The organism is Variovorax humicola, from assembly GCF_037889915.1.
GTDB lineage: Bacteria > Pseudomonadota > Gammaproteobacteria > Burkholderiales > Burkholderiaceae_C > Variovorax > Variovorax humicola.
The window spans coordinates 13,755-37,685 of record NZ_JBBKZV010000013.1 but is presented as its reverse complement, the minus strand read 5'-3'; the positions used below and the strand labels follow the sequence as shown (position 1 = coordinate 37,685).

Sequence of the window (23,931 nt, the reverse complement as noted above, 5' to 3'; positions counted from 1 at the left end):
AAGCCCAGATTAGGCGAAGGCTGGGCCCGACGGCAAGCCAAGGACTTTGATCGACGCTCGAACAAATTCGATTTCGCCGCTACAGTCTGCTTCCCCGCTGTCTATTAATTGCCGAAAGAGTTGCGATGACCCATGCCATCTACCCCTCGCTGAAGGGCCGCACTGTCTTCATCTCCGGGGGTGCCTCGGGCATTGGCGCGGACTTGGTCACCGCGTTTGCGGCGCAGGGTTCGAACGTCGGATTCGTCGACATCGACGACGCGTCGGGCGAGGCGCTGGCGCAGAAGCTGGGGGCCGCCTCGGTCCTCTACCAGCACTGCGACATCACCGACATCGAGGCCTTGCGCGCGGCCATCGCCGCGGTGCGCACGCGCTTCGGACCGATCGGCGTGCTGCTCAACAACGCAGCCAACGACACGCGCCACAAGGTGGCCGACGTGACGCCCGAGTTCTTCGACCGCACGGTGGCCGTGAACCTCAAGCACCAGTATTTCGCGGCCCAGGCCGTGGCACCCGACATGGCGCAGATGGGCGGTGGCAGCATCGTCAACCTGGGCTCGGTGAGCTGGATGAACAAGAATGCCGACCTGTCGGTCTATGCGACCTGCAAGTCGGCCGCCCAAGGGCTGAGCCGGACGCTGGCGCGCGACCTGGGCAAGCAGAACATTCGTGTCAACACGATCGTGCCGGGCTGGGTGATGACCGAACGCCAGCTCAAGCTGTGGGTCAAGCCGGAATCCGCGGCCGAAATCGACGCCGCACAGTGCCTGCCGGGCCGCGTGATGGGCACCGACATTGCCGCCATGGCGCTGTTCCTGGCCGCGGACGATTCGCGCATGTGCAGCGCCCAGAACTTCATCGTCGACGCTGGCTGGAGTTGAGCTGCGACCCGGAAAAAGTAACCCTCAAGACACTATTGTGACTTTTTGTGAACTTTGGTGTGCTTAACTGCTAGCGTTTGAGACTGAATGTAAGCACAATCGCTTACATGTCACAAAACACACATAGTTCTCACGAATGGTGGAAAGACAAGTCCGATCCGACGGAGCTGGCTGCTTTCCGGGCTTCTTACCGGGAAAACGAGCGCGAACGCCGAAGGGCCGGTTGGCGCCGCAACGCGATGTTGCTTGTTCTTGGCGTTGCCATGCCGGTGTTGTTCCGCTTGCTGGTCACCCTGTGAGCTTTGAGAACCCATCCTTCGAAACTTCGGTTGAGCCCGCGGACGACGTGCTGCGCCTGACGGTCGACCAACTCCGTCAGATCGCCCGCGCCATTCGCGCACAGCCTCCGACCGACGCGAGAACCGCACAGGCCGTTGCCAGTGCGCTCGAATCCGTCGCGCTCCGGCGCGCAACGCGCGAACGCCTGCGCAAGGAACTCAGCACTTTCCCCTCATTTCGCCGGGCGGCGAAATGGGCGACTTCTACCTTCTGATATTGGGAAACCCGTGACTCGCGCCTAGAGGGCGTTGCGCCGGGCGACCGGCGACCGGCGACGAGTGCCGATGAGTCGAGTTCAGATTCCGATACGGAGTGCAGTAAGGGGACTGGCCCGGCGAGTCCGCGGCGAGGCGGTGCCGCCGGTGGCGGAAGTTACAGATGCTTCGCCAGATACACCATCGCAAGGATGAAGGCGAACATCAGAACCACGATCGTTACGAGATAACGCCAGACGAAATCCGCCTTGCGCGAATGACGTTTCACGCCTGTGAATGCGGCGGGGCGGCTGGGGCGTTCGGGCTTGTCGACCCACCATCCAAAGTTCGTTTCATGATCAGAAGGCATGAAACAAATAATACCAAATGTGTACAAAAATTACAGCAACGAATGATTTGGCATTACTGAATATTTTTGCGATCGAATCAGGCGCCAGTCAGCCTCATGCAGTCGGGAGATGCTCACGGATGGCCGTGACATACCCCCAGGCGAGTGCCGCGGCAAGTCCCAATGCGGCCTGCATGACCGCCAGCCCCGCGGGGCCCCATCGCTCGACCACCACGCCAACGGCCATCGTCAGCGCCGCATAGCCAATGGCCGGAAGCAGCGGCGACGTGCCTTGGCGGCTGCGTCTGTCGGGCGACCAGAGCTGGCCCGTCCAAGCCAGCGACCATGCGGCACCATGGGCCAAGGCCACGCCGAACAGGTTGTAGGGTGTGCTCGCCCAGATGGCCGCAATGGCGCCCGATGCCAGCAGAAGCGTGCACACCACCGCCAGAATGCGCGCCGGCCACTGGGCAACCGATCGCCGCAGCAACAGTGCCGGCACGAACATGGCGACGAAATGCAGCGCCACCATCCCTTGTGGCGCAACGGCCTCGGCACGGCACCATGCAACCATCATCGGCAGCGCCGCCATCATGGGCAGCATGGCGAGTCCGGCCAGCAATACCGGCCATTGCTGCGCGTCGTGCCATGCGCCTGCCGGCCAGGCTGGCAGCGAGCAATCGAACAACCCGGCACGGCAGCGGCTTGCGGCATTGCCGGGACGGTCGCTGATCTGCAGCAGTGCCAGCGCGAGGGCCGCGACCAGCACCAGCACGCCGAGTCGAAGCGACAGCGCCCGAGCGTCCGCCGGATCGGCGATCGCGATGGTGGCGCACACTGCGCCCAGGCTCGCGGCACCGATGGGCGGCGCAGGCCGTGCGCGCTGGGCCAGGCGAGCGCTGCGCACCACGCCGGAGGCAAGCGCCGTGAGCCCGGCCCACCCGGCCAGCGCCACAAGCAACGCGGGCAAGCCACCGCCGTGCGTCGACCATGCCAGCGTCGCGGCAGTGATCGCCGCGCAAAGACCCACGGCGATGCGCCGCGCCCGGGCGCGAAGGCTGTCGCGCGTGGCAATCGTGGCTGCGATGCCGAGCGACAGCAGCCATGCGGCGACGAGCGCGTAGACGCCATCCAGCCTCGGCGTCAATGACAGCGCCACGCCCCCCAGGCCGACCCATCCCGCCAGCAGCAATGCCCACGCCGTCGCTCGCGCGATGGTCAATCGCGCGACGGAAGGGCTGTGGGGCAGATCGTCGTTCATGTCGCCGCGGCGAGTGCTGCCGATGCGGGCCATGTCAGCACGTGGCCGGTGGATGCTGCGAAGCGCTCGAGGTCTTCGGGCGTGTCGATGTCGATGCGATAGCGCCGGTTGTCGGTGTCGAACCAGCGCACGCGTTCGGGATGCGACTGCCGCCAGCGCCGGCATGCAAGGTTGGCGTCGCCGGCCAGCCACTCCTCGCGCAGCGCCGCATCGAAGATCACCGGATTGCCTGGCGCGGTGCTGCCGTCTTCCTGGCGCACGCGCGGCACCACCATCGCCGCGTCGCCGCGCTTCTTGAAGGCGCCGATGAGGTCGATGACGTCCTGCGCATCGATCAACGGCTGGTCCGCCAGCGCGACCATCACCGCATCGAGCTTCGGCGACAGCGCCTGCAGTCCGATGCGCACCGACGAAGGCTGGCCGTCGTCGGGATTCGGATTGCGCACGAGTGTGATCGGGAAGCTGCGCACCGCCACCTCGACGGCATCGGCATGATGGCCGAGCACCACGGCGACCTCGTCCACACCGGCGCCCGACAGCGCGATCAGCTGCCGCAGGACCAGCGGCACGCCGCCAAGCTCGAGCAGCGCCTTCGGCCGACCGCCCATGCGCGAGCCCGCGCCGGCCGCGAGCAGCACCGCGCCGACCGTCATGCGGCTGTAGAGGCCGCTGTTGCCCTTGAGGATGCAGCCCATGTCAGGCTCCTTCTTCGAAGTTCATCTCGGTTTTCCACCTCGCTATTGCGTGACCCGCGGCGCATGTAACCGGTGTCGTCAGATGCCAGGGATACCGCGGAACCGGCTTTGCCGCGCCGCTGGTATCGCCCCCTCGAGGGGACTCGAGGGGGAAGTGCCGCAGGCGCTTCGGGGTGTTTCATCTCAGCGCCTCGATGAGGCGGGGCATCACGGCGCCGATGCTGGCGAGGTCAGCGCCGGGCGCCAGCAGGTCGAGGTGCGGCATCGCGGCCTGCATGCCCTGGCAAATCGGCGCGTAGCCCGGCCGATTGCACAGCGGGTTGAGCCAGACGATGCGGCGCGCACGGCGCCGCAGTTGCACGAGCGCATCGGACAACTGCGACGGCTCACCGGTATCGTAGCCATCGCTCATGACGATGACGGCGGTGCGGGAATGCACGATGCGCGGCGCATGCTCGCGGTTGAACTGCGCCAGGCTCTCGCCGATGCGCGTGCCGCCGGCCCAACCCTGCGCGATGAGGTGCAGCTGCTCCTGCGCGCGCCACGGATCGGGGTCGTGCAGGGCGCGCGTCACCGCCGTCACGCGCGTGTGGAAGATGAAGCTGTGCACGTCCGCCAGCTCGGCACCGAGCGCCCGCGCCAAGCGCAGGTAGAAGAAGCTGTAGGCCGCCATCGAGCGGCTCACGTCGATGAGCAGCACCAGGCGCGGACGCACGCGCCGGTGGTCTTTCCAGGCGAGGTGGAAGGGCGTGCCGCCGCTGGCCACGCTGCGGCGGATCGTCGCCGGCAGGTCGAGCCGACGGCCGTGGTTCGCGCGGGCTTCGCGGCGCAGCCGCAGGTGCTTGAGGCGGCGCGCGAAGCTGCGCATCAGCGCTTCGATGTCCAGCGTGTGCTCGCGTGCCGTGAGATCGCGGAAGTCGGTGGAGCGCAGGACTTCCTCGCGGCTGGCGGCGTCGCGGCGATGCGGGTCTTCATCCTCGTCGTCTTCGTCCGAGGCATCGCGGTCGCGCGCGCTGCTGTCGGGGCGGTCGCCGCTCAGGCCCTCGGCATCCGCGGCACGGCGCTCGGGCCGCTGCCAGCGGTTCGCGGGCAGGAACCACGCATCGAAGAGTTCGTCGAAGCGCCGCCATTCGTCGCGGCGGCCGCACAGCAGCGCCTGCAGGCTCCAGCGCAGGATGTGCGGGTCGAGCACGCCGACGCGCTGCGCGGTCTGCAGCACTGCGACCGCATCGGCACCGCCGACCGCAAAGCCGTTGGCGCGCAGGAAGCCGAGAAAGCCGGCAAGGTGCGTGGCCGCCCGGTCGTCGACCGAGACGTCTCCGGAGGAATTGGCGGAGGGGTCCAGCGTCAGCATGCAGCCGCCAGTCGCGCGACCGCCGCGCGCGGAAAGGCGGCGCGGTCGTCGCGGGTCTTGATCAAAGCACTCAGCGTTTCCATGATGCGCTCGGTGCCGTCGATGTCGATCACCGAAATGCCCAGGCGCAGCAGCGCAGCCGTCCAGTCCAGCGTCTCGGCGATGCCCGGCTTCTTCTGCAGGTCCATGCGCCGCACCGCCTGCACGAAGGACACGATCTGCTGCGCCAGTTGGGCTGCCGCATCGGGCGCCTTCTTGCGCACGATCGCCAGCTCCTTCTCGTGGTCCGGATAGTCGATGAACTGGTAGAGGCAGCGGCGCCGCAGCGCATCCGACAACTCGCGCGTGCCGTTCGAGGTGATCACCACCATCGGACGGCTGGTCGCGTGCACCGTGCCGAGCTCGGGGATGGAGAGCTGGAAGTCCGACAGCAGTTCGAGCAGGTAGGCCTCGAAGGCCTCATCGGCGCGATCGACCTCGTCGATCAGCAGCACCGGCGGCGCGTCGCAGGTGATCGCCTCCAGCAGCGGGCGCTTGAGCAGGTAGCGCTCCGAGAAGATGTCCTGCTCCTTCTGCGCCAGGTCCTTCGAGCTCGCGCGCTCGTCCTGTTCGAGCAGCTTGATCGCGAGCAGCTGGCGCTGGTAGTTCCACTCGTACATCGCCGCGTGCGCGTCGAGTCCTTCGTAGCACTGCAGCCGGATCAACCGCGTGCCGCGCACCTGGGCGAGCACCTTGGCGATCTCGGTCTTGCCGACGCCGGCATCGCCCTCGAGCAGCAGCGGACGGCCGAGGTCCTGCATCAGCAGCAGCGCGGCCACCAGGCCCGGTTCCGCGATGTAGCCCGCGTCGCCGAGCTGCTGCTGCAAGGCGGCGAGTTCGAGCGAGCGTGCGGCGAGCGTCATGCGCGTCTGGCGCCGAACAGCGAGCGCAGCCAATCCTTGAAGATGGCCCAGGCGAGCGCGAAGGCGTTGAGTTGCGGGGCTTCGGCGGGTGGCGGCGCGACAGCGGGCGGCGCGGCCGGTGCCGACGCGGACGACGCCGCAGCGGACGAGGCCAGAGCGGACGACGCAGCCGCAGCCGCAGCCGCCTCACCCACCGGCGCATCCGGCACAGGCGTCGCGGCTGCACCCAAGGCCTGCACCGCCTGCACCTTCGCCGCGAAGTTGCCCGCGAACTGCTTCAGCACCTGGTCCGCCACCGAGTCCATCATGCGTCCGCCGAACGCCGCCGCCTTGCCGCTCATCGACACCTCGCTGGTGCCCACGAGATTGCATGCCGTCGCATCGACGGCCTCGACGCGCGCCGTCAAGTCCATTGCCGCGCCGGAACCGCCGGTGGTGTCCGTCCCCTTGCCCACGAGGCGCAGCGTCCGGCCCGCGGCATCCATCGACACGATCTCCACCTCGCCGCGGAACGACATGCTCGCCGGCCCGAACTTCACGCCCACGGTGCCCTTGAAGTGCGTCGCGTCGATGCGCTCGGTGATCCTCGCGCCGGGCATGCAGCCCGCCACCGCATCGATGTCCTGCAGCACGGCCCACGCCGCGTCCGCGGACCCGGGCATCGCGAAGGTTTTTTCGAGCGTGACCTTCATGTGCGCTTGTCGATGCCCAGCGCATGGCATTGCTGCCATACGCGCCAGGCGGTGTGCGGCATGTCCATGTGCGTCACGCCGAGGTGCGCGAACGCATCGATCACCGCGTTGCTGAAGCACGGGATGCCGCCCACGTGCGGCGATTCGGCCACGCCCTTGGCGCCGATCGGATGGTGCGGGCACGGCGTCACGGTGTGGTCGGTTTCCCAGTGCGGCGTTTCCATCGAGGTCGGCAGGAAGTAGTCCATCAGGCTGTTGCCGAGGTGGTTGCCGTTCTCGTCGAAGGGAATCTGCTGCCCCATCGCCACCGCGAAGGCTTCGGTCAGTCCGCCGTGGATCTGCCCTTCGATGACCATCGGGTTGATGCGCGTGCCGCAGTCGTCGAGCGCGTAGAAGCGGCGCACCGTGACCACGCCGGTGAACCTGTCGACGTCGACCACGCAGAGGTAGGTGCCGAACGGGTAGGTCATGTTCGGCGGGTCGTAGTAGGCGACCGCGTTCAGGCCCTGCTCCATGCCCGGCGGCAGGTTGCCGGTGTGCGAGACCATGCAGATCTCCTTCATGGTCCTGGACGCGCCCGGGTTGCCCTTGACCTTGAACCGGTCGATCTCCCATTCGAGGTCGCCCTCGGCCACTTCGAGCAGATGCGCCGCGATCTTCCTGGCCTTGTCCTTGATCTTGCGCGCGGCCTGCGCCGTGGCCGCGCCCGACACCGGCGTCGAGCGCGAGCCCCAGGTGCCCGCGCCGTAGGGCGCCTTGTCGGTGTCGCCCTCTTCCACCACGATGTCGCTGGCCGGCAGGCCCAGCTCGGTGGCGATGATCTGCGCGTAGGTCGTCGCATGGCCCTGGCCCTGCGTCATCGTGCCGAGCCGCGCGATCACGCCGCCGGTGGGATGCACGCGGATCTCGCAGCTGTCGAACAGGCCGATGCCGAGGATGTCGCAGACCTTGGTCGGCCCGGCGCCGACGATCTCGGTGAAGGTCGCGATGCCGATGCCCATCAGCGACTCCGCGTTCGGGTCGGCGCGGCGTGCCGCCTGCTCGCGGCGGAGTCCTTCATAGTCGACGGCCTTCAGCACCTTGTCGAGCGCAGGCTCGTAGTTGCCGCTGTCCAGCGTCCAGCCCAGCGAGGTGGTGTACGGGAACTGCTCGGCCTTCACGAAGTTGCGCCGCCGGACCTCGGCCTTGTCGAGGCCGAGCTTGAGTGCCAGCACATCCATCATGCGTTCGATGAGGTACACCGCCTCGGTCACGCGCAGCGAGCAGCGGTAGGCCACGCCGCCCGGCGCCTTGTTGGTGTAGACCGCATCGACGCGGCAGTACGCATTGGGGATCGCATACGAGCCGGTGCAGATCGAGAACAGCCCCGCCGGCAGCTTGGTCGCCGACACATGCGAGTTGAATGCGCCGTGGTCCGCCAGGGCGGTGAAGCGCAGGCCCTTGATGCGCCCTTGGCTGTCGGCCGCGAGTTCGCCGACGCCGTGGTAGTCGCGCGCAAAACCGGTGGTCGAGATGTTGTCGATGCGCGATTCGATCCACTTGATCGGCACGCCGCTGACGATCGACGCGACGATCGCGACCACGTAGCCCGGATACACCGGCACCTTGTTGCCGAAGCCGCCGCCGATGTCGCCGCCCACCACGCGGATCTTGCTTTCCGCAACGCCCGAGAGCATCGCGAGCACGGTGCGCACGAGGTGCGGCGCCTGCGTCGTCATGTAGACGGTGAGGTAGCCCGTGGCCTTGTTGAACGACGCGACGCAGCCGCAGGTTTCCAGCGGGCACGGGTGCACGCGCGGGTTCAGGATCTCCTCTCGCACCGTGACTTCGGCGTTGGCAAAGGCCGCGTCGGCCGCTGCCTTGTCGCCAGCTTCCCAGGTGAAGATGTGGTTGGGATGCGTGCGCGGGCCGTGGCCGACTTCGGTCTTGTCGGCGATGTCCTCGCGGATGACGGGTGCGTCGGGCGCCATCGACTTCTTCGGGTCGACGATGGCCGGCAGCTCCTCGTAGTCGACCTCGACCAGCGCGGCGCCGTCGGCCGCGGCATAGCGGTCGGCGGCCAGCACCATCGCCACTTCCTGCATTTGGAAGCAGACCTTCTTGTCGGCCAGCACCGCCTGCACGTCGCCGCCGAGCGTGGGCATCCAGTGCAGGTTCACCGGCTTGAGGTCATCGGCCGTCAGCACCGCGACGACGCCCGGCGAAGCCAGCGCCTTCGATTTGTCGATGCCCTTGATGCGCGCATGCGCGTAGGGGCTGCGCACGATCGCGCCGAACAGCATGCCGGGCAGCTTGATGTCGTCGACGTAGGTGCCCTGGCCGCGGATGAACCGTGCGTCTTCCTTGCGCAGCAGGGACGTGCCCATGCCTTGAAGCTTGAGCTCGCGCTCCTGGAGTTCGGACATGTCGCCCATGGGGATTCTCCGGTTGTCGAGTGAGGGGGGAAGCTGGGGAACGGGCGTCAGGCCGTGACGGGCTGCGCGGCGGCGGTCTCTGCTGCGGCTTCTGCTGCGCCTTCTGCTGCGGCAGGCTGCGCCGGGGTGGCCTGCCTCGCCGCCGCGAGCTTCTTCGCGGCGGACTGCACCGCCTTGACGATGTTCTGGTAGCCCGTACAGCGGCACAGGTTGCCCGCGAGGCCATAGCGGATTTCCTGCTCGCTCGGGTCCGGGTTCTCCTGCAGCAGGCGGTAGGCGCGCGTGATCATCCCGGGCGTGCAGTAGCCGCATTGCAGGCCGTGCTCCTCGTGGAAGGCCTGCTGCAGTGCATGCAGCACACCGCCCTGTTCGAGCCCCTCGATGGTCACCATGTCGGCACCATCGCACTGCACGGTGAGCACGGTGCACGCCTTGACCGACATGCCGTCCAGGTCGACCGTGCAGGCCCCGCAGTGCGAGGTCTCGCAGCCGATGTGCGGACCGGTGTGCGCGAGCCGCTCGCGCAGCGTGTGGATGAGCAGCTCGCGCGACTCGACCGTCACGTCGACGGGCTTGCCGTTGAGCTTGAAAGACACGGTGTGCGTGTTCGCCATCTCTGACTCCTGCATCGTGGTGATCTGTTTTTCTTCGGGGTGGCGGCGCTACGCCCCGGCGGTGCGTGCGTGCGCGGCCAGCAGGGCGCGCCGCGTCATCTCGCCGCACATCGCCACCTTGTATTCCGCGTCGCCGCGCTGGTCGGGGGTCGGGTCGCAGATGCTCATCGCCAGGCGCGCGGCTTCGTCGAGGCTGGCGTTGTCGATCGCCTTGCCGACCAGCGAGGCCTCGGCTTCGCGCGCCTTCAACGCGGTGGCGCCGGCATTGGTCAGCGCAATGCTGACCTTCGCGACCTTGGCGCCGTCCATCTGCAGCAGCACCGCGGTCGCGGCCGTGGCGAAGTCACCGATCTTGCGCTTGAGCTTCTGGTACGACCAGCCCGTGCCTGCGGGCGGGATCGGGATGCGGATCTCCGACATCACCTCGTCGGGCTCCAGCAGCGTCGCGTACATGCCGAGGAAGTACCCGTCGGCCTTGACCACGCGCTCGCCCTTCGGCCCCACCAGCACGAACGACGCGTCGAGCGCCAGCATCAGCGCCGGATGGTCGTTGCCCGGGTCGCCGTGCGAGATGTCGCCGCCGATCGTGCCCTTGTAGCGCACCTGCGGATCGGCGATCCAGCCCGCGCCCTCGACCAGCAGCGGCACCTTCTCCGCCAACAGCGAGGACTTGAGCAGATCGGCCTCGGTGGTCATCGCACCGATGCGGATCTCGTTGCCCGCCTGCGAGATGCCGCGCAGGCCCGCGATCCGGCCAAGGTCGATCAGGTGGCTCGGCGTGGCGAAGCGCAGCTTCATCATCGGCAGCAGGCTGTGGCCGCCGGCGAGCAGCTTGGCATCGGGGCCCAGCTCGCCGAGCAGGGCGACGGCGTCCGCGACCGAACGCGGCGCGTGGTATTCGAATCCGGCAGGAATCATGGTCACTGTCTCCAAATGCAACGACTCGGACCTTATCGACTGTGCAGTGCAGCAATCGCATGCCATGCACGAACCGCGCGCCACCCCGCACGAACGGCGGCGTTCGGTGCACGACGAGCGCAGGATGGCCGCAGCCGCCCGGCGCCTCTCGTCGTCAGCGCTCGGCCACCGTCTCCGCGATACCCAGCCGGTCGAGCAGGCGCGGCACGCTGGTGCGCGCCACCGGCAGCCCGTGGTCGTCGCCGCCGCTCAACTTGAGCATGACCTTTCCGTCGTCGCGCACGATCTGCTCGGCGAAGTCGAGGTTGGCCACGTAGCTGCGGTGGATGCGCAGGAAGGAGCCACTGTCGAGCCGGCTCTCGAGGTCGCCGATGTTGAGGTTGCAGAAGCTGGAGCCCTGCGCCGTGTGCACCCAGGTGTAGTGGCCTTCCGAACGGATGAAGCGCACCGTGGACGCATCCACCAGCACGATGCGGTTGCCCGACACCGTGGGTATCTTGAGCAACTGGCGCTTTTGCCCGGGGCGCTGCCCCGCCGTGTCCTCGCGGATCACCGCGTCGGTGATGTCGTAGAAAACCAGCGTGTAGCCGAAGGTGTCGCCGCGCATGTCCGACATCTTGCTCACCTTGATCAGCAGCACCCGCTCGGGGATGTTGATGATCATCGTCATCGGCGGCGGATTGCTGACCGGGCATTCGGCCTGGTCGAGCAGGAACTTGACCTTGGACTGCGAGCGCTCCGGATGGAAGGACAGCACCATCTTCTCGAAGGGCTGCTTGTCTTCCACCGGCAGTGCGCGGCGCGCGAAGCTGTTCATTGCCACGACCTTGAGATCGCGGTCGAGCTGGACCAGCCCGACGTCGCTGCGCTCCAGCAGGTAGAGCGGGCTGCTGGTTCCCACGCGTGCATCCACGGTCGAATCTCCAGTAAGTCGAAAGTACCATTTAATCGCTCGGACCACCGGGGCGCATCGGGTAAAGCCCAAGGGCGTGTTCGGCAAAGGGTCGCAATCGAACGGAAGCGTCGACCGCCAGGACGCATTCTTTTTCGGCCTGCCTCATCCGTCGGCCTGCCCTCGGCGAAACTCCATCGACAGCCGTGTGCGCGTGCGCCGGCCACCGCACCGATGCACCTGCCTTGCCCGACGAACGCAATGACCGATTCCGCCCTTTCCCCTGGCTTCATGGCCGTGCACAGCAACCACCCCGAAGCCCTGCGCGACCTGATGCTGGCCTGGATGGCGCGCCATCCATTGGCGCCGCTGGAAGACGAGTGGGTGCTGGTGCAGAGCAACGGCGTGGCGCAATGGCTCAAGCTCTCGCTGGCGCGCGACGCGGACCACGGCGGCGTGGGCGTTGCCGCCGCGATCCAGACCGCTCTGCCTGCCAGCTTCATCTGGCAGGCCTACCGGGCCGTGCTCGGCGCGCAGGCCGTGCCGGCGGCATCGCCGTTCGACAAGTCCCTGCTGGTCTGGCGCCTCATGCGCCTGTTGCCTGCCCTGCTGGCGGAGGAAGTGTTCGCGCCTCTCGCCCGCTTCCTGCTCGACGACGCCGACCTGCGCAAGCGCCATCAGTTGGCCGAGCGCCTGGCCGACCTGTTCGACCAGTACCAGGTCTACCGGGCCGACTGGCTCGCCGATTGGGCTGCCGGCAAGGACGAGATCGTCGTCCTCCGAGGTGGCCCGCAACCCGTGCCGCCCGAATTGCGCTGGCAGCCGCGTCTATGGCGCGCGCTGCTCGATGACGTCGGCCCGGAAGGCGCGGCAAGCAGCCGCGCCGCCGTGCACGAGCGCTTCATGGCCAAGGCCTCCGGTTGGCAAGGCGGCCGGCCGGCCGGATTGCCGCGCCGCCTGGTGGTGTTCGGCATCTCGTCATTGCCGCAGCAGTCGCTGGAAGTGCTCGCCATGCTCGCGCGCTGGGTGCAGGTGCTGATGTGCGTGCACAACCCCTGCGAGCATGACTGGTCCCACATCGTGGCCGACAAGGATCTGCTGCGGGCCGGGCGTTGGCGCCAGCGGCGTCGCGCCGGCAGCGAGGGCGCCATCCCCGAGGAAGCGATGCACCTGCATGCGCAACCGCTGCTGGCCGCGTGGGGCAAGCAGGGCCGCGACTTCATTCGCCTGCTGGATGTCCATGATGAACAGGAAGCCTATGCGCAGCGCTTCGCCGCCATCGGCCAGCGCATCGCATGCTTCGACGCCAATCCGTGCGATACGCTGCTGCGCCAGCTGCAGGACGACATCCGCGACCTGCGCCCGCTGCCCGAGACGCGCGAAAAATGGCCCGCCGTCGACGCACGCGCCGACAAGTCGATCGCCTTCCACGTCACGCACGGCCCGCAGCGCGAGGTCGAGGTGCTGCACGACCAACTGCTCGCCGCCTTCGCGGCCGACGACACGCTGCGCCCGCGCGACGTGATCGTGATGGTGCCCGACGTGGCCGCCTATGCGCCGCACATCCAGGCCGTGTTCGGCCTGCTGGCGCCCGACGATGCGCGCCACATTCCCTACACGCTGGCCGACCAGGGCCAGCGCCACCACGACCCGCTGCTCGGCGCGCTCGAAAGGCTGCTGGCGCTGCCGCAGTCACGCGTGGCCGTGAGCGACGTGCTCGACTGGCTGGAGGTGCCGGCGCTGCGGGCCCGCTTCGGCATCGACGAAAGCCAGGTGCCGCTGCTGCACCGCTGGATCTCGGCGGCCAACATCCGCTGGGGCCTGCACGCGGCGCAGCGGCAGACGCTGGACTTGCCCGGGGCACTGGCGCAGAACAGCTGGGACTTCGGCCTGCAGCGCATGCTGCTGGGCTACGCGGTCGGCGCGAGCGATGCATGGGCCGGCGTGGAGCCGCTCGATGAAATCGGCGGCCTCGACGCCGCGCTGCTCGGCCCGCTGGTGCAACTGCTGTCGACGCTCGAATCGCACTGGCGCACGCTGGCCACGCCGGCCACGCCCGCGGCCTGGGGCGAGCGGTTGCGCGCACTGCTTGCGGACTTCTTCGAGACCCACGACGACGCCGACGGCTTCACGCTGCAAAGGATGGCGACTGCGCTGCAGGACTGGCTGGAGGCCTGCGCCACTGCAGGCCTGACCGAAGCGTTGCCCCTGTCGGTGGTGCGCGAACACTGGCTCGCGCAGATCGACCAGCCCACCCTGAGCCAGGCCTTCTTCGCCGGCGCCGTGACCTTCGCGACCCTGATGCCGATGCGCGCCATCCCGTTCCGCGTGGTGGCGCTGCTGGGCATGAACGACGGCGACTACCCGCGCAGCCGCGTGCCGATGGACTTCGACCTGATGGGCCACGACTACCGTCCCGGCGACCGCTCGCGCCGCGAGGACGACCGCTACCTGTTCCTGGAAGCGCTGCTCTCGGCCCGCCAGAAACTGCACATCAGTTGGGTCGGCCGCAGCATCCTCGACAACTCCGAGCGGCCGCCTTCGGTGCTGGTCGCCCAGTTGCGCGACCACCTGGCGGCCGGCTGGCGCCTGGCGGGCGACGAGACCTTGCCGCAAGACCGGGCCGGCCAGCGCCTGCTGCAGGCGCTGACGGTGGAGCACCGGCTGCAGCCATTTCATCCGGCCTACTTCACAGCCGGTGGGGACGAGCGGCTGTTCAGCTACGCGCATGGATGGCGGGCCGCCACGTTGTCGCAAGCGGCGGACGCATCCACCGGCGAAGCGCTGCCGCCGAGATCGTTCGAGGGTCCGTTGACCCTGCGTCTGCTCGCGGACTTCCTCAAGGAACCGGCAAAAAGCTTCTTCCGGTTGCGCCTCGGCGTCCACCTCGAGTCCGAGGATCGCGTCAGCGAAGACCAGGAGCCGTTCGAACTGAACGCACTGGAAAACTGGAAGCTGCAGGACGAATTGATCCAGGTCCAGCGAACGGCCCTGGCGGAAGGGTCGCCGCGCGAAGACGCCATGAACCACCAGCTCGAACGCATCGCCCGTCGCGGCGAGCTGTCGGCCGGCCCGTTCGGCGTGCTGCTGCAGCAGGCGCTTGCCGATCCCATGGAAAAGATGTTCGCCGAGTACGCCACGGCGCAAGCCGAGTGGCCGGTGGTACTGCCCGACGAGGCACTCGACTACTTGCCCCAAGGCATGGACGAGTCGCTGCGCCTGGTGGACTGGCTCGGCGAACTGCGCGCGAGTGCGAGCGGCGACAGATGCCGCCTGGTGCTGCACAGCGGCAGCATGGTCAAGGACAACCAATATCGCCGCGACAAGATGGTGGCCTTCTGGATTGCACATGTCGCCGGCCATCTGGCTGGAGAGCCGATCACCACCCGCATCATCAGCAAGGCCGGCAATGTGACGCTGTTGCCGCTGGGCATCGGCGCAGCACGCGAATACTGGCTGGAACTGCTGGAGGCCTGGCAGCAGGGCTTGCGGCAGCCCCTGCCACTGGCCTTGCGCACGGCCTTCGCCTGGCTCGACGGTGGCGGCAAGCAGGCCGAAACACCCGACCCCCGCGCCGAGAAAGACGCGCGCAAGTGCTATGGCGATCCCCCGACCGGCGCGGCCGGTGAAGCGCAATTCAGCGCCTACCTCCTGCGCGCCTTCCCCGACTTCGATGCGCTGTGGTCGCGCGGTGAATTCGCCCGATGGACCCTGGCGTTGCTGAAGCCGCTGAGCGACGCCGTGGGCAAGGCAGCACCCAAGGCCGCCAAGGCCGCGCCTGCCGCACCTGCCGCACCAGGCTCACCTGCCTCACCTGCCGCAAAGGAAAGCGCATGACGGTCGCGCCAACGCCCCCCTTGCTGGCGCCGCTGGCCTTCCCGCTGCGCGGCAGTCGATTGATCGAGGCCAGCGCCGGCACCGGCAAGACCTTCACCATTGCAGCGCTCTACCTGCGGCTCGTGCTCGGGCACGGTGGCCCGGCCGCATTCACGCGCCCGCTGACGCCGCCCGAGATCCTGGTCGTCACCTTCACCGAGGCCGCCACCAAGGAACTGCGCGACCGCATCCGTGCGCGCCTGGCCGAGGCCGCGGAAGCCTTCGCCGTCGACCCGGCCGCGGTGAAGCCGACGCCGCCCGGCAAGGACTTGCTGCATGACCTGCGCGCCGACTATCCCGAGTCCGAATGGCTCGCCTGCGCGCGCACCCTGCGCCTGGCCGCCGAGTGGATGGACGAGGCCGCCGTGTCCACCATCCATGGCTGGTGCAACCGCATGCTGCGCGAGCACGCCTTCGACAGCGGCAGCCTGTTCATCCAGACGCTCGAAGCCGACCAGGCCGAACTCCGCGCCGAAGTGCTGCGCGACTACTGGCGCACGTTCTTCACGCCGATGTCGCTGGAGGACGCGACGCAGGTGAGCGAATGGTGGGCCACACCCGCCGTCCTGTCGAAGTCGGTGAGGAACCTGCTGACGCTGACGGATTCGCTGGACGCCGGAACGCCGCCCGCCATCGCACTGCAGGCCGCGCGCGAGCAGACCGCGCTCGCGCTCGCCGCGATCAAGGCACCTTGGTCGAAGTGGGTCGACGAAGTGCAGGCGATCCTCGACAAGGCGGTCACGGACAAGCGGGTGGACGGCCGCAAGTTGCAGCCCCGTTACTACCAGACCTGGCTGGACGGATTGCGATCCTGGGCGGCGGGCGATGCCCTGCAACCTTTGCCAAGGGACAGTACAGCCTGGATCCGCCTGACACCCGACGGCATGGCGGAGGTCTTCAACAAGGGCACGCCCTCACCGCACCATCCGGCCTTCGACGACATGCTCACCCTGCGCGCCCGCCTCGCCGAGTTGCCCGACGCGCGCAACGACGTCCTGCGCCATGTCGCGCACTGGTCCGCCGCGCGCCTGGCCGCGGAGCAGGCGCGGCGTGCGCAGATGGGCTTCGACGAACTCCTCACGCGCCTCGACGCAGCGCTGCAAGGCCCGAACGGCCGGCGCCTGGCCGAACTCATCCGCAAGCAGTTCCCGGTTGCGCTCATCGACGAGTTCCAGGACACCGACCCGCTGCAATACCGCATCTTCGACGCCGTGTATGGCGTGGCCGCCAATGCACAGGACACCGCGCTGGTGCTCATCGGCGACCCGAAGCAGGCGATCTACGCCTTTCGCGGCGCGGACATCCATACCTACCTCGCAGCCCGCCGCGACGCGGCGGACCGCCATGCAACGCTGGGCACCAATTTCCGGTCGACGCAGGCCATGGTCGATGCGGTCAACCGCGTCTTCCAGCAAGCGGAGCAACGCGATGGCGGGCAAGGAGCCTTCCTTTTCCGGACCGGGACCGACGACCCGCTGCCGTTCCATGCCGTGAAGGCGCAGGGACGCAAGGAGCGGTGGACGGTCGGTGACGCGCCGGCCCACGCGCTGACCTGCTGGACCCTTCCGGGCGATGAACCCGTCGGCGCCGGCCAGGCCCAGTCGTCGATGTCCGCAGCCTGCGCCACCGAGATCGTGAATCTCCTCGCCGAAGCCCAGGCGGGCCGGGCCGGTTTCGTCGACGATGCCGGCAGGCTGCGCCCGGTCCAGCCCGGCGACATCGCGATCCTGGTCAACAAGGGCGACGAGGCGACTGCGGTGCGGCAGGCCTTGACCGCGCGCAACGTGCGCAGCGTCTATCTCTCCGACAAGGGCCTGGTGTTCCAGAGCGCGGTCGCCGAAGAGTTGCAACGCCTGCTCCTGGCCTGCGCCGAACCCGACGACGATCGTCCGCTGCGCGCCGCCCTGGCCTGCGCCGTGCTGGCCCTGAACTGGTCCGAACTCGATCGCCTCAATCACGACGAACTCGCCTGGGAAGCGCACGTCCTGCAGTTCCGCCGCTACCAGCAGACGTGGCAGCGCCAGGGCGTTCTGCCCATGCTGCGCCGCCTGCTGCAGGACTTCGGCGTACCGCAACGCCTGCTCGCCGCCGGCGACGAACGGACCCTGACCGACCTGCTGCATCTGGCGGAACTGCTGCAGCAGGCGAGCGTGCAGGTGGAAGGTGAGCATGGCCTGATCCGCTGGCTGGCCGAGCAGCGCGAAGAAAGCGAAACCGACAACGAGAACGACACGCGCAAGCTGCGCCTGGAAAGCGATGCCGACCTGGTCAAGGTGGTCACGGTGCACAAGTCCAAGGGCCTGGAGTACCCGCTGGTCTTCCTGCCCTTCGCGACGGCCTTCCGCCCCGCCAACGCCCGGGACTTGCCGCTGAAGTGGCATGACGACCAAGGCCGGCTGGTGGTCGCGCTGCAGGCCGATGACGAAGCGCTGGCCCGCGTGGACGGCGAACGCCTCGGCGAAGACCTGCGCAAGCTCTACGTCGCGCTGACGCGCGCCCGCTACGCCACCTGGGTCGGCATGGCGCCGCTGGCGGACGTGGAACGCAGTGCGGTCGGCTACCTGCTGGGCGGCGGCAAGCCCATGGCGCCTTCCGAACTGAACAAGGCGCTCGCGGACCTCGCGAAAGGCTGTGACGCCATCGCCGTTCGACCGGCGCCCGAGGCCGGTACCACGCGCTACGCCCCAGCCGACGCGGAGCTCCCGCCCGCTCCCGAACCGCCGCTTCCGGCGGGCCCACGCGAGCGCTGGTGGATCGCCAGCTATTCGGCCTTGCAGCGTGCGGACGATGCCACGACGGACGACGTCACCCTGCTCGGCGACGACGCCGAGCTGCCGCTGACCTTGCCCCTCAGTCCCGCCACGGCCATCGAGGACATCTACGCCGAAAGCCGCTCGTCCGACGACGCGCCAGCCGAAGCAGACGCTTCACGCGCTACCGCACTCGACAGCGGCAGCGGCAGCGGCAGCGGCAGCGGCAGCCTGCATTCCCTTCCCCGCGGGTCGGCCCCGGGGACCTTCCTGCATGGCTTGCTCGAATGGGTCGGCCGCAAGGGTTTCGCGCACGTGCACTCCGATGCGGAAGCCCAGGCCGACCTGGCGGACCTCATCGCGCGACGCTGCAATCTCAACGGCTGGAGCAACTGGACCGAGCCGCTGCGCACCTGGCTCCTCGCGTGGCTGGCCACGCCGCTGAATCTCGACGCGCTGGGGTCCACGCCCACGGCGCCGTCATCGCTCTGCCGCGTGCAGATCGAGATGGAGTTCTGGCTTGGCGCCCGCGAAGTCGATACCCGCGTGCTGGACGCGCTCGTCACCCGCCACACCCTTGGCCGCGCGTCGCGGCCCGCCCTGAGGCCGCAACAGGTCAACGGCATGCTCAAGGGCTTCATCGACCTGGTCTTCGAACACGAAGGCCGCTACTTCGTGGCCGACTACAAGTCCAACTGGCTCGGCCCGCGCGACGACGACTACACGCCCGAGGCATTGCGCAACGCCGTCCTCCATCACCGCTACGAACTGCAATACGTGCTCTACATCTTCGCGCTGCATCGCCTGCTGCGATCGCGGCTGCCCGGCTACGACTACGAGCGCCATGTCGGCGGTGCCGTCTACATCTTCCTGCGCGGCCATGCGGCGCAAGGACAGGGCCTGCATTGCGAGCGGCCGCCGAAAGCCTTGATCGAGGCCCTCGATGCGCTCTTCGGCGGCCTCGCGGTGCCGGAGTCACGTCACGGAGTCGCCGCATGAACACAACCGCCGTTTCTTCGCCGCGCGTCTTCCTGAGCCCTCTGCCCGCCCGCCACACGCCGCTGCTCGCGGAACTCGACAGGTGGGTGGCGCAAGGCTGGCTGCGCGCGCTGGACCGCAGCTTCGCCGCCTTCCTGTCCCAACAGGCGCCCGACGCCGACCCGCTGCTGATCCTCGGCGCCGCACTTGCCAGCCATCAACTCGGCCGCGGCCACGCCTGCCTCGACCTGCGCGCCGCGCTCGCCGATGCGGTGCAGGCCTTGTCGATGCCGCCCGAAGGCGTGGCGCGGGACACCCCCGAAGGCATGCCGACGCCCACGCCGCCTTCGACCCTGCTCGCAGGCGTCACGCTGGCGAAATGGAACAAGGCCCTCCGGCATCCCGCACTGGTCGCGGCCGGCCCCGGCGCAACGCCGCTGGTCCACGCCGGCGACCGCCTTTACCTGCGCCGCTACTGGCAGTACGAAATCTCGGTGAGCGAGGCCATCGCCCGCCGCGTCGCCATGCCCACGCCCTCTGCGGCGCCCGAGGCGCAAGCCGGCCTGGCGGCAGCGCTGGACGCCCTGTTCGAGCGCCGCGACGGGGCAGCAACGGACTGGCAGAAGATCGCCTGCGCCATCGCCGTGAAGCAGAGCTTCAGCATCATCACCGGCGGCCCCGGCACCGGCAAGACCACCACCGTCGTGCGCCTGCTCGCAGTGCTGCTTCACCTGGCGCTCTCGACCGACGACGGCACCGCCAGACGCCTGCGCATCCGCCTCGCAGCGCCCACCGGCAAGGCCGCTGCGCGGTTGAACGAATCCATCGCCGGCGCGGTCGCACGCCTGCCGCTGGACGGCCTGCCCGATGCCGAAGCCCTGCGCGCCTCCATCCCCACCGAAGTGACCACCGTGCATCGCTTGCTCGGCAGCCGCCCCGACACGCGGCACTTCCGCCACAACGCGCGCAACCCGCTCCCGCTCGACCTGCTGGTGCTGGACGAAGCCTCGATGCTCGACCTGGAGATGATGGCGTCGGTCTTCGCCGCACTGCCGCCGCACGCCCGCCTGATCCTGCTGGGCGACAAGGACCAACTCGCATCGGTGGAAGCCGGCGCGGTGCTGGGCGACCTCTGCGCACGCGCCGACGCCGGCCACTACAGCGTGGACACGGCGGCATGGCTGCAGGCCGTCACCGGCGAGTTCTTCGACCCTGAGCTCTGCGACGCCAAGGGCACGCCGCTCGACCAGGCCGTGGTCAAGCTGCGCGTGAGCCACCGTTTCAGCGCGCAAAGCGGCATCGGCCAACTGGCGGAAGCCGTCAATGCAGGCAACGATTTCGCGGTGCAACGCACCTTCGACAAGCCATACCCGGATGTGTCCCGGCAATGGCCCGTCGACGACGCCACCTTGCGCCGCCTCGTGGTCGACGGCGCGCCGGAAGGCTTTGCCGGACAGGGCCGGGGCCGCGTCGAACACGGCAACAGGCAAGTCGCGCCGCCGGTCGGCTACCGCCACTACCTGACGCTGATGCGCGAACGCCAGCCGAAGATCGATGCGCCGCAGCCCGACTTCGATGCCTGGGCGCAGGAAGTGCTGACGGCCTACGGCCAGTTCCAGTTGCTGTGCGCGCTGCGCAGTGGCCCGCAAGGCGTCGAAGGCCTGAACCTGCGCATCGCGGCGCTGCTGCGCGCCGAGGGCCTGCTCGAAGGCGAACACGGCGGCTGGTATCCGGGGCGCCCGGTGCTGGTCACGCGCAACGACTACGGCCTGGGCCTGATGAACGGCGACGTGGGCGTGACGCTGTCATTGCCGACGACGCTGCCCAGCGACCCACACCCGCGCTGGACCTTGCGCGTGGCCTTCGCGACCGGCGACGGCAAGGGCGGAATCCATTGGGTGCTGCCCAGCCGCCTTCGCTCGGTGGAAACGGTGTTCGCGATGACTGTGCACAAGTCGCAAGGCTCCGAGTTCACGCATACGGCATTGCTGTTGCCGGAGCGACCAAGCCCGATCGTGACGCGGGAGCTGGTCTACACCGGCATCACGCGGGCGCGCCATTGGTTCACGCTGGCGGCTGCGCCGGAAGTGCTGCGGACGGCGATTGCGAGAAGGGTTGACCGGGTGGGTGGACTGGCGGCCCGGCTCGGGGGCTTGCGGGCGGTTGAAACGTAGCCAGCGCTTGTGGGGACGGGGGGATCAGCGCGGGACATGGCTCGGCGCCAAGAAAGCGCCGGACGACCGCAGTGACCTCAGCGGACGGTTAGCGATGAACGGATGCCAGTCCTCCAGCCTCTTCTGCAGCAGAGCGATCGGCATCCGGTGAAACCCGTCCGTCAGCTGCAGTCGCTGGCCTGACCTCCTTTCAATTATCCGCTGCCAACTTCGGGGGCGAGGCCTCCGAAATGTCGGTACGCGCGGCCGTAGCTGGCAAAGCGCACGCCTTTCAAGCCGGTGAGGGGTAATAACCCTCCGACCTCGAGATTTCGCTTGCATTCAAGGGCGGCGCCTTCTTAAGATAACAACCTACTTGGTAGTATGTTATCCACAATCTGTCTCTATAACTTTCTGGGAGCCCGCCATGTCAGTGATTTGGATGCCACGTTTGGACGATGAAGCCGAAATTTGGAGGGGACGGGCCGCCGAACTCACCACGACGCGCTTTGCACCACTTGCCGACACCATCGACCGAGAGCAGCGCTACCCGGAGGAGCACCTTCCCCATCTGCTGAATAGCGGCATCTCCGGAATGTTTCTTCCCAAGGCCTTTGGGGGCGCTGGGGCGTCCCTCGTGTCGCTCAGCGCGGTGGTTGAAACCGTGGCATCGGGGTGCGCTTCGACGGCCGCCATCCTCGCGGCACTCTCCCTTGGAGCATTTCCGGTTCTGCTCGGCGGAAGCGAAGAACAAAAGGAAGTTCTGCTCGGCGGGCTCGCCTGCAAAGGGGAAGCCGTGAACTTCGCACTCAGTGAGCGTGGCGCCGGCTCTGACCCAGCGGCTGTAGAAACCGTGGCGGTGAAGGAAGGAGAAGGGTGGCGCATTCGTGGAGAGAAGTGCTGGCTCGGAAACGGCGGTCACTCGAAGCACTTCATCGTGTTTGCTCGGACTGCCGAAGTAGGAGTGCGGAACAACATCACTGCGTTCTGGGTGCCGAGAAACACCCAAGGTGCCGTCGTCGACTTTTACGAGGACAAGATGGGGATTCGAGGGACCACGACGACCAATCTGAAGCTCGACGTTTCGGTTCCCGCCTCCAGCGTCATCGGCCAGGAAGGTGAAGGGCTCAAGCTTGCACTGTCGACGCTGAACATCGGACGAATCGTCGTTGCAGCCCAGTCCGTGGGCATCGCCCTATGCGCCTACGCCGAGGCCGCAAAGTTCGCGGCGAATCGCGCGACCTTCGGCCGCGCAATCATCGACCACCAAGGGGTCGGCTTCATGCTTGCAGACTGCGCTACTCAGTTGTCTGCTGCCCGCATGATGCTTTACGAAGCCGCTGCGGCATTTGACCGGGGCGAAGACATCAGCACCTTGGGCGGCATGGCGAAGCTCTATGCCAGCGAGGCCGCCCACAAGGTATGCGATGACGCCGTCCAAGTGCTCGCGGGCCGCGGCTATGTCAAGCCCAACGCAGTCGAACGTTGTTACCGAGACCAGCGCATCACCGAAATCTACGAGGGTACCTCCGAGATTCAGCGCGTGGTCATCGCCAGGGCCATCAAGCGCAGTGCCGTCGCGGCCTAACAGGAAGACGAACGATGAGCAATCAAAATCACCTCGAGCAGCAGCAATTGCGAGCATGGAACGCCGTCGCGCACTGGTACCACTCGTACTTCACCGGGCTCGTTCTATACACGGTGTCAAGGCTGGGCCCAGCCAAGGCCGAAGAGTTCGTCTACGAAGTGTTTTGCCATCAACGCCGAGAGAAGTTTCTCCCCGGTCTTGAAAAGCTGGGCCTCGACCAGCTTCCGCATGCCGTCGCCGCCGCCCAATACCACTACCTGTCGAACCACATCGGCGGCGTGTCCGTCGAGTACATGTACGAGTCCGATAGGAAAGCGTGGATTCGCTACGCTGCTCCTCGTTGGATTTGGTCGGGCACGGCGCTGTGCGGTATTCCTCCGGAGGTCTCCCGTGCGATGCTCGCCGGTTGGCACGCCCAGAACGGCGTAATGCTGAAGAACCCACGGCTGGGTTTCGTCTGTACTAAGCAGACCGTAGATGGCCAGTCAGGCCTAGAGGGCTACTACTTCGAATACGACCGAGACTTGGCACCTCACGAGCGACTGAGGTTCGCTCGGCACGAGGACGCACCTGACTTCGACCGACAGGCTGCGCCGAGGCTTCCCACTGAAACCTGGCCGGCGGCACGTCTTGCCAAGGCTCATCGCAACTACGCCATGGAGTATGTGCGCTCCGCGTATCCGGTCGCCCTTCAGCTCTGGGGACCCGACGAAGCAGCCCATCATCTTCACATGGCCGCCCGACTCGTGGGCATGCAGTTCTTTCATGAGACAGCGACCGGACTTGGTGGAACCTACGAAAGCGACGCCAAAGGTTTCGCAAAATTTCTGTGTGACCTCGCGATTGCTCAGGGTGACCGCGCCGCACTGAAGCCCGTGCCGGATGGATACCTTGTCAGGCAGGAAGGCTGGGCCTTCGCCGAAGGGTTGCCGTCGTTCCACCCAGTCTTCGCCCGGGCATTCAACGGCCTGGTGGACGGTGCGATGCAGGCACACAACCGCAGGCTGAACGTCCGCTTCCAGCACCTCGAAGAAGGTGGGAGCCAAGTCCTCGAATGGCATGTTTCAGACCGCTAGGAGCA

General features: G+C 67.6%; 18 protein-coding genes. 8 read left to right on the top strand and 10 right to left on the bottom strand.

Going from position 1 to position 23,931, the window contains the following annotated elements; translation table 11 throughout:
• Positions 1 to 125 precede the first annotated feature (125 nt).
• The 3 genes from WKW80_RS20160 to WKW80_RS20150 all read left to right on the top strand — a co-directional run bounded on the left by WKW80_RS20160 (position 126) and on the right by WKW80_RS20150 (position 1,434).
• Positions 126 to 881 (top strand): SDR family NAD(P)-dependent oxidoreductase, encoded by a 756-nt coding sequence (locus tag WKW80_RS20160; RefSeq protein WP_340365356.1) that lies wholly within the window; start codon positions 126 to 128, stop codon positions 879 to 881.
• A gap of 107 nt (positions 882 to 988) precedes the next feature.
• Positions 989 to 1,180 (top strand): hypothetical protein, encoded by a 192-nt coding sequence (locus WKW80_RS20155; protein WP_340365355.1) that lies wholly within the window; start codon positions 989 to 991, stop codon positions 1,178 to 1,180.
• A gap of 47 nt (positions 1,181 to 1,227) precedes the next feature.
• Positions 1,228 to 1,434 (top strand): hypothetical protein, encoded by a 207-nt coding sequence (locus WKW80_RS20150; RefSeq protein ID WP_340365354.1) that lies wholly within the window; start codon positions 1,228 to 1,230, stop codon positions 1,432 to 1,434.
• A 158-nt stretch (positions 1,435 to 1,592) separates the two neighbouring features.
• On the opposite strand, the gene WKW80_RS20145 is transcribed toward WKW80_RS20150, so the two are convergent.
• The 10 genes from WKW80_RS20145 to WKW80_RS20100 form a co-directional block, all read right to left on the bottom strand.
• On the bottom strand, positions 1,593 to 1,784 hold the full coding sequence (locus WKW80_RS20145) for a hypothetical protein (protein WP_340365353.1): 192 nt from the start codon (positions 1,782 to 1,784) through the stop codon (positions 1,593 to 1,595).
• Between the two features lie 94 nt (positions 1,785 to 1,878).
• Entirely contained in the window at positions 1,879 to 3,057 is a 1,179-nt protein-coding gene (locus tag WKW80_RS20140) for a hypothetical protein (RefSeq protein WP_340365352.1), read from the bottom strand.
• Positions 3,021 to 3,719 (bottom strand): nucleotidyltransferase family protein, encoded by a 699-nt coding sequence (locus WKW80_RS20135; protein WP_340365351.1) that lies wholly within the window; start codon positions 3,717 to 3,719, stop codon positions 3,021 to 3,023. The genes WKW80_RS20140 and WKW80_RS20135 overlap by 37 nt, the downstream gene beginning before the upstream one ends.
• 178 nt (positions 3,720 to 3,897) lie before the next feature.
• Positions 3,898 to 5,073: a vWA domain-containing protein gene (locus WKW80_RS20130; protein WP_340365350.1), complete on the bottom strand. Its 1,176-nt coding sequence runs from the start codon at positions 5,071 to 5,073 to the stop codon at positions 3,898 to 3,900.
• Positions 5,067 to 5,975, bottom strand: a complete 909-nt coding sequence (locus WKW80_RS20125; protein ID WP_340365349.1) for an AAA family ATPase — start codon at positions 5,973 to 5,975, stop codon at positions 5,067 to 5,069. Before WKW80_RS20125 ends, WKW80_RS20130 begins: the two co-directional genes overlap by 7 nt.
• Positions 5,972 to 6,667 (bottom strand): SRPBCC family protein, encoded by a 696-nt coding sequence (locus WKW80_RS20120; RefSeq protein ID WP_340365348.1) that lies wholly within the window; start codon positions 6,665 to 6,667, stop codon positions 5,972 to 5,974. Before WKW80_RS20120 ends, WKW80_RS20125 begins: the two co-directional genes overlap by 4 nt.
• The gene (locus WKW80_RS20115) at positions 6,664 to 9,081 is read right to left on the bottom strand and encodes an aerobic carbon-monoxide dehydrogenase large subunit (RefSeq protein WP_340365347.1); all 2,418 of its coding nucleotides are present in this window, start codon (positions 9,079 to 9,081) and stop codon (positions 6,664 to 6,666) included. Before WKW80_RS20115 ends, WKW80_RS20120 begins: the two co-directional genes overlap by 4 nt.
• 47 nt (positions 9,082 to 9,128) lie before the next feature.
• The gene (locus WKW80_RS20110; protein ID WP_340365346.1) at positions 9,129 to 9,695 is read right to left on the bottom strand and encodes a (2Fe-2S)-binding protein; all 567 of its coding nucleotides are present in this window, start codon (positions 9,693 to 9,695) and stop codon (positions 9,129 to 9,131) included.
• Positions 9,696 to 9,743: 48 nt separating this feature from the next.
• Positions 9,744 to 10,613, bottom strand: a complete 870-nt coding sequence (locus WKW80_RS20105; protein ID WP_340365345.1) for an FAD binding domain-containing protein — start codon at positions 10,611 to 10,613, stop codon at positions 9,744 to 9,746.
• Between the two features lie 154 nt (positions 10,614 to 10,767).
• Positions 10,768 to 11,526, bottom strand: coding sequence for a PAS domain-containing transcriptional regulator (locus tag WKW80_RS20100; protein WP_340365344.1), 759 nt, complete (start codon positions 11,524 to 11,526; stop codon positions 10,768 to 10,770).
• A 240-nt stretch (positions 11,527 to 11,766) separates the two neighbouring features.
• Between WKW80_RS20100 and recC the strand changes: the two genes are divergently transcribed.
• The 5 genes from recC (at position 11,767) to WKW80_RS20075 (ending at position 23,926) form a co-directional block, all read left to right on the top strand.
• On the top strand, positions 11,767 to 15,342 hold the full coding sequence (gene recC / locus WKW80_RS20095) for an exodeoxyribonuclease V subunit gamma (protein ID WP_340365343.1): 3,576 nt from the start codon (positions 11,767 to 11,769) through the stop codon (positions 15,340 to 15,342).
• The gene (gene recB / locus WKW80_RS20090) at positions 15,339 to 19,130 is read left to right on the top strand and encodes an exodeoxyribonuclease V subunit beta (protein ID WP_340365342.1); all 3,792 of its coding nucleotides are present in this window, start codon (positions 15,339 to 15,341) and stop codon (positions 19,128 to 19,130) included. The genes recC and recB overlap by 4 nt, the downstream gene beginning before the upstream one ends.
• Positions 19,127 to 21,283: an exodeoxyribonuclease V subunit alpha gene (gene recD, locus WKW80_RS20085; RefSeq protein ID WP_340365341.1), complete on the top strand. Its 2,157-nt coding sequence runs from the start codon at positions 19,127 to 19,129 to the stop codon at positions 21,281 to 21,283. The genes recB and recD overlap by 4 nt, the downstream gene beginning before the upstream one ends.
• 406 nt (positions 21,284 to 21,689) lie before the next feature.
• Positions 21,690 to 22,850 (top strand): acyl-CoA dehydrogenase family protein, encoded by a 1,161-nt coding sequence (locus WKW80_RS20080; protein ID WP_340365340.1) that lies wholly within the window; start codon positions 21,690 to 21,692, stop codon positions 22,848 to 22,850.
• Between the two features lie 14 nt (positions 22,851 to 22,864).
• Entirely contained in the window at positions 22,865 to 23,926 is a 1,062-nt protein-coding gene (locus WKW80_RS20075; RefSeq protein WP_340365339.1) for a hypothetical protein, read from the top strand.
• The last annotated feature ends 5 nt before the right edge of the window (positions 23,927 to 23,931 follow it).

Excerpts from the sequence above, each read along its gene's own strand:
- WKW80_RS20160 (WP_340365356.1), top strand. The coding sequence starts at position 126 with ATGACCCATGCCATCTACCCCTCGCTGAAGGGCCGCACTGTCTTCATC.
- WKW80_RS20155 (WP_340365355.1), top strand. The coding sequence starts at position 989 with ATGTCACAAAACACACATAGTTCTCACGAATGGTGGAAAGACAAGTCC.
- WKW80_RS20145 (WP_340365353.1), bottom strand. The coding sequence starts at position 1,784 with ATGCCTTCTGATCATGAAACGAACTTTGGATGGTGGGTCGACAAGCCC.
- WKW80_RS20140 (WP_340365352.1), bottom strand. The coding sequence starts at position 3,057 with ATGGCCCGCATCGGCAGCACTCGCCGCGGCGACATGAACGACGATCTG.
- WKW80_RS20135 (WP_340365351.1), bottom strand. The coding sequence starts at position 3,719 with ATGGGCTGCATCCTCAAGGGCAACAGCGGCCTCTACAGCCGCATGACG.
- WKW80_RS20130 (WP_340365350.1), bottom strand. The coding sequence starts at position 5,073 with ATGCTGACGCTGGACCCCTCCGCCAATTCCTCCGGAGACGTCTCGGTC.
- WKW80_RS20125 (WP_340365349.1), bottom strand. The coding sequence starts at position 5,975 with ATGACGCTCGCCGCACGCTCGCTCGAACTCGCCGCCTTGCAGCAGCAG.
- WKW80_RS20120 (WP_340365348.1), bottom strand. The coding sequence starts at position 6,667 with ATGAAGGTCACGCTCGAAAAAACCTTCGCGATGCCCGGGTCCGCGGAC.
- WKW80_RS20115 (WP_340365347.1), bottom strand. The coding sequence starts at position 9,081 with ATGGGCGACATGTCCGAACTCCAGGAGCGCGAGCTCAAGCTTCAAGGC.
- WKW80_RS20110 (WP_340365346.1), bottom strand. The coding sequence starts at position 9,695 with ATGGCGAACACGCACACCGTGTCTTTCAAGCTCAACGGCAAGCCCGTC.
- WKW80_RS20105 (WP_340365345.1), bottom strand. The coding sequence starts at position 10,613 with ATGATTCCTGCCGGATTCGAATACCACGCGCCGCGTTCGGTCGCGGAC.
- recC (WP_340365343.1), top strand. The coding sequence starts at position 11,767 with ATGACCGATTCCGCCCTTTCCCCTGGCTTCATGGCCGTGCACAGCAAC.
- recB (WP_340365342.1), top strand. The coding sequence starts at position 15,339 with ATGACGGTCGCGCCAACGCCCCCCTTGCTGGCGCCGCTGGCCTTCCCG.
- recD (WP_340365341.1), top strand. The coding sequence starts at position 19,127 with ATGAACACAACCGCCGTTTCTTCGCCGCGCGTCTTCCTGAGCCCTCTG.
- WKW80_RS20080 (WP_340365340.1), top strand. The coding sequence starts at position 21,690 with ATGTCAGTGATTTGGATGCCACGTTTGGACGATGAAGCCGAAATTTGG.
- WKW80_RS20075 (WP_340365339.1), top strand. The coding sequence starts at position 22,865 with ATGAGCAATCAAAATCACCTCGAGCAGCAGCAATTGCGAGCATGGAAC.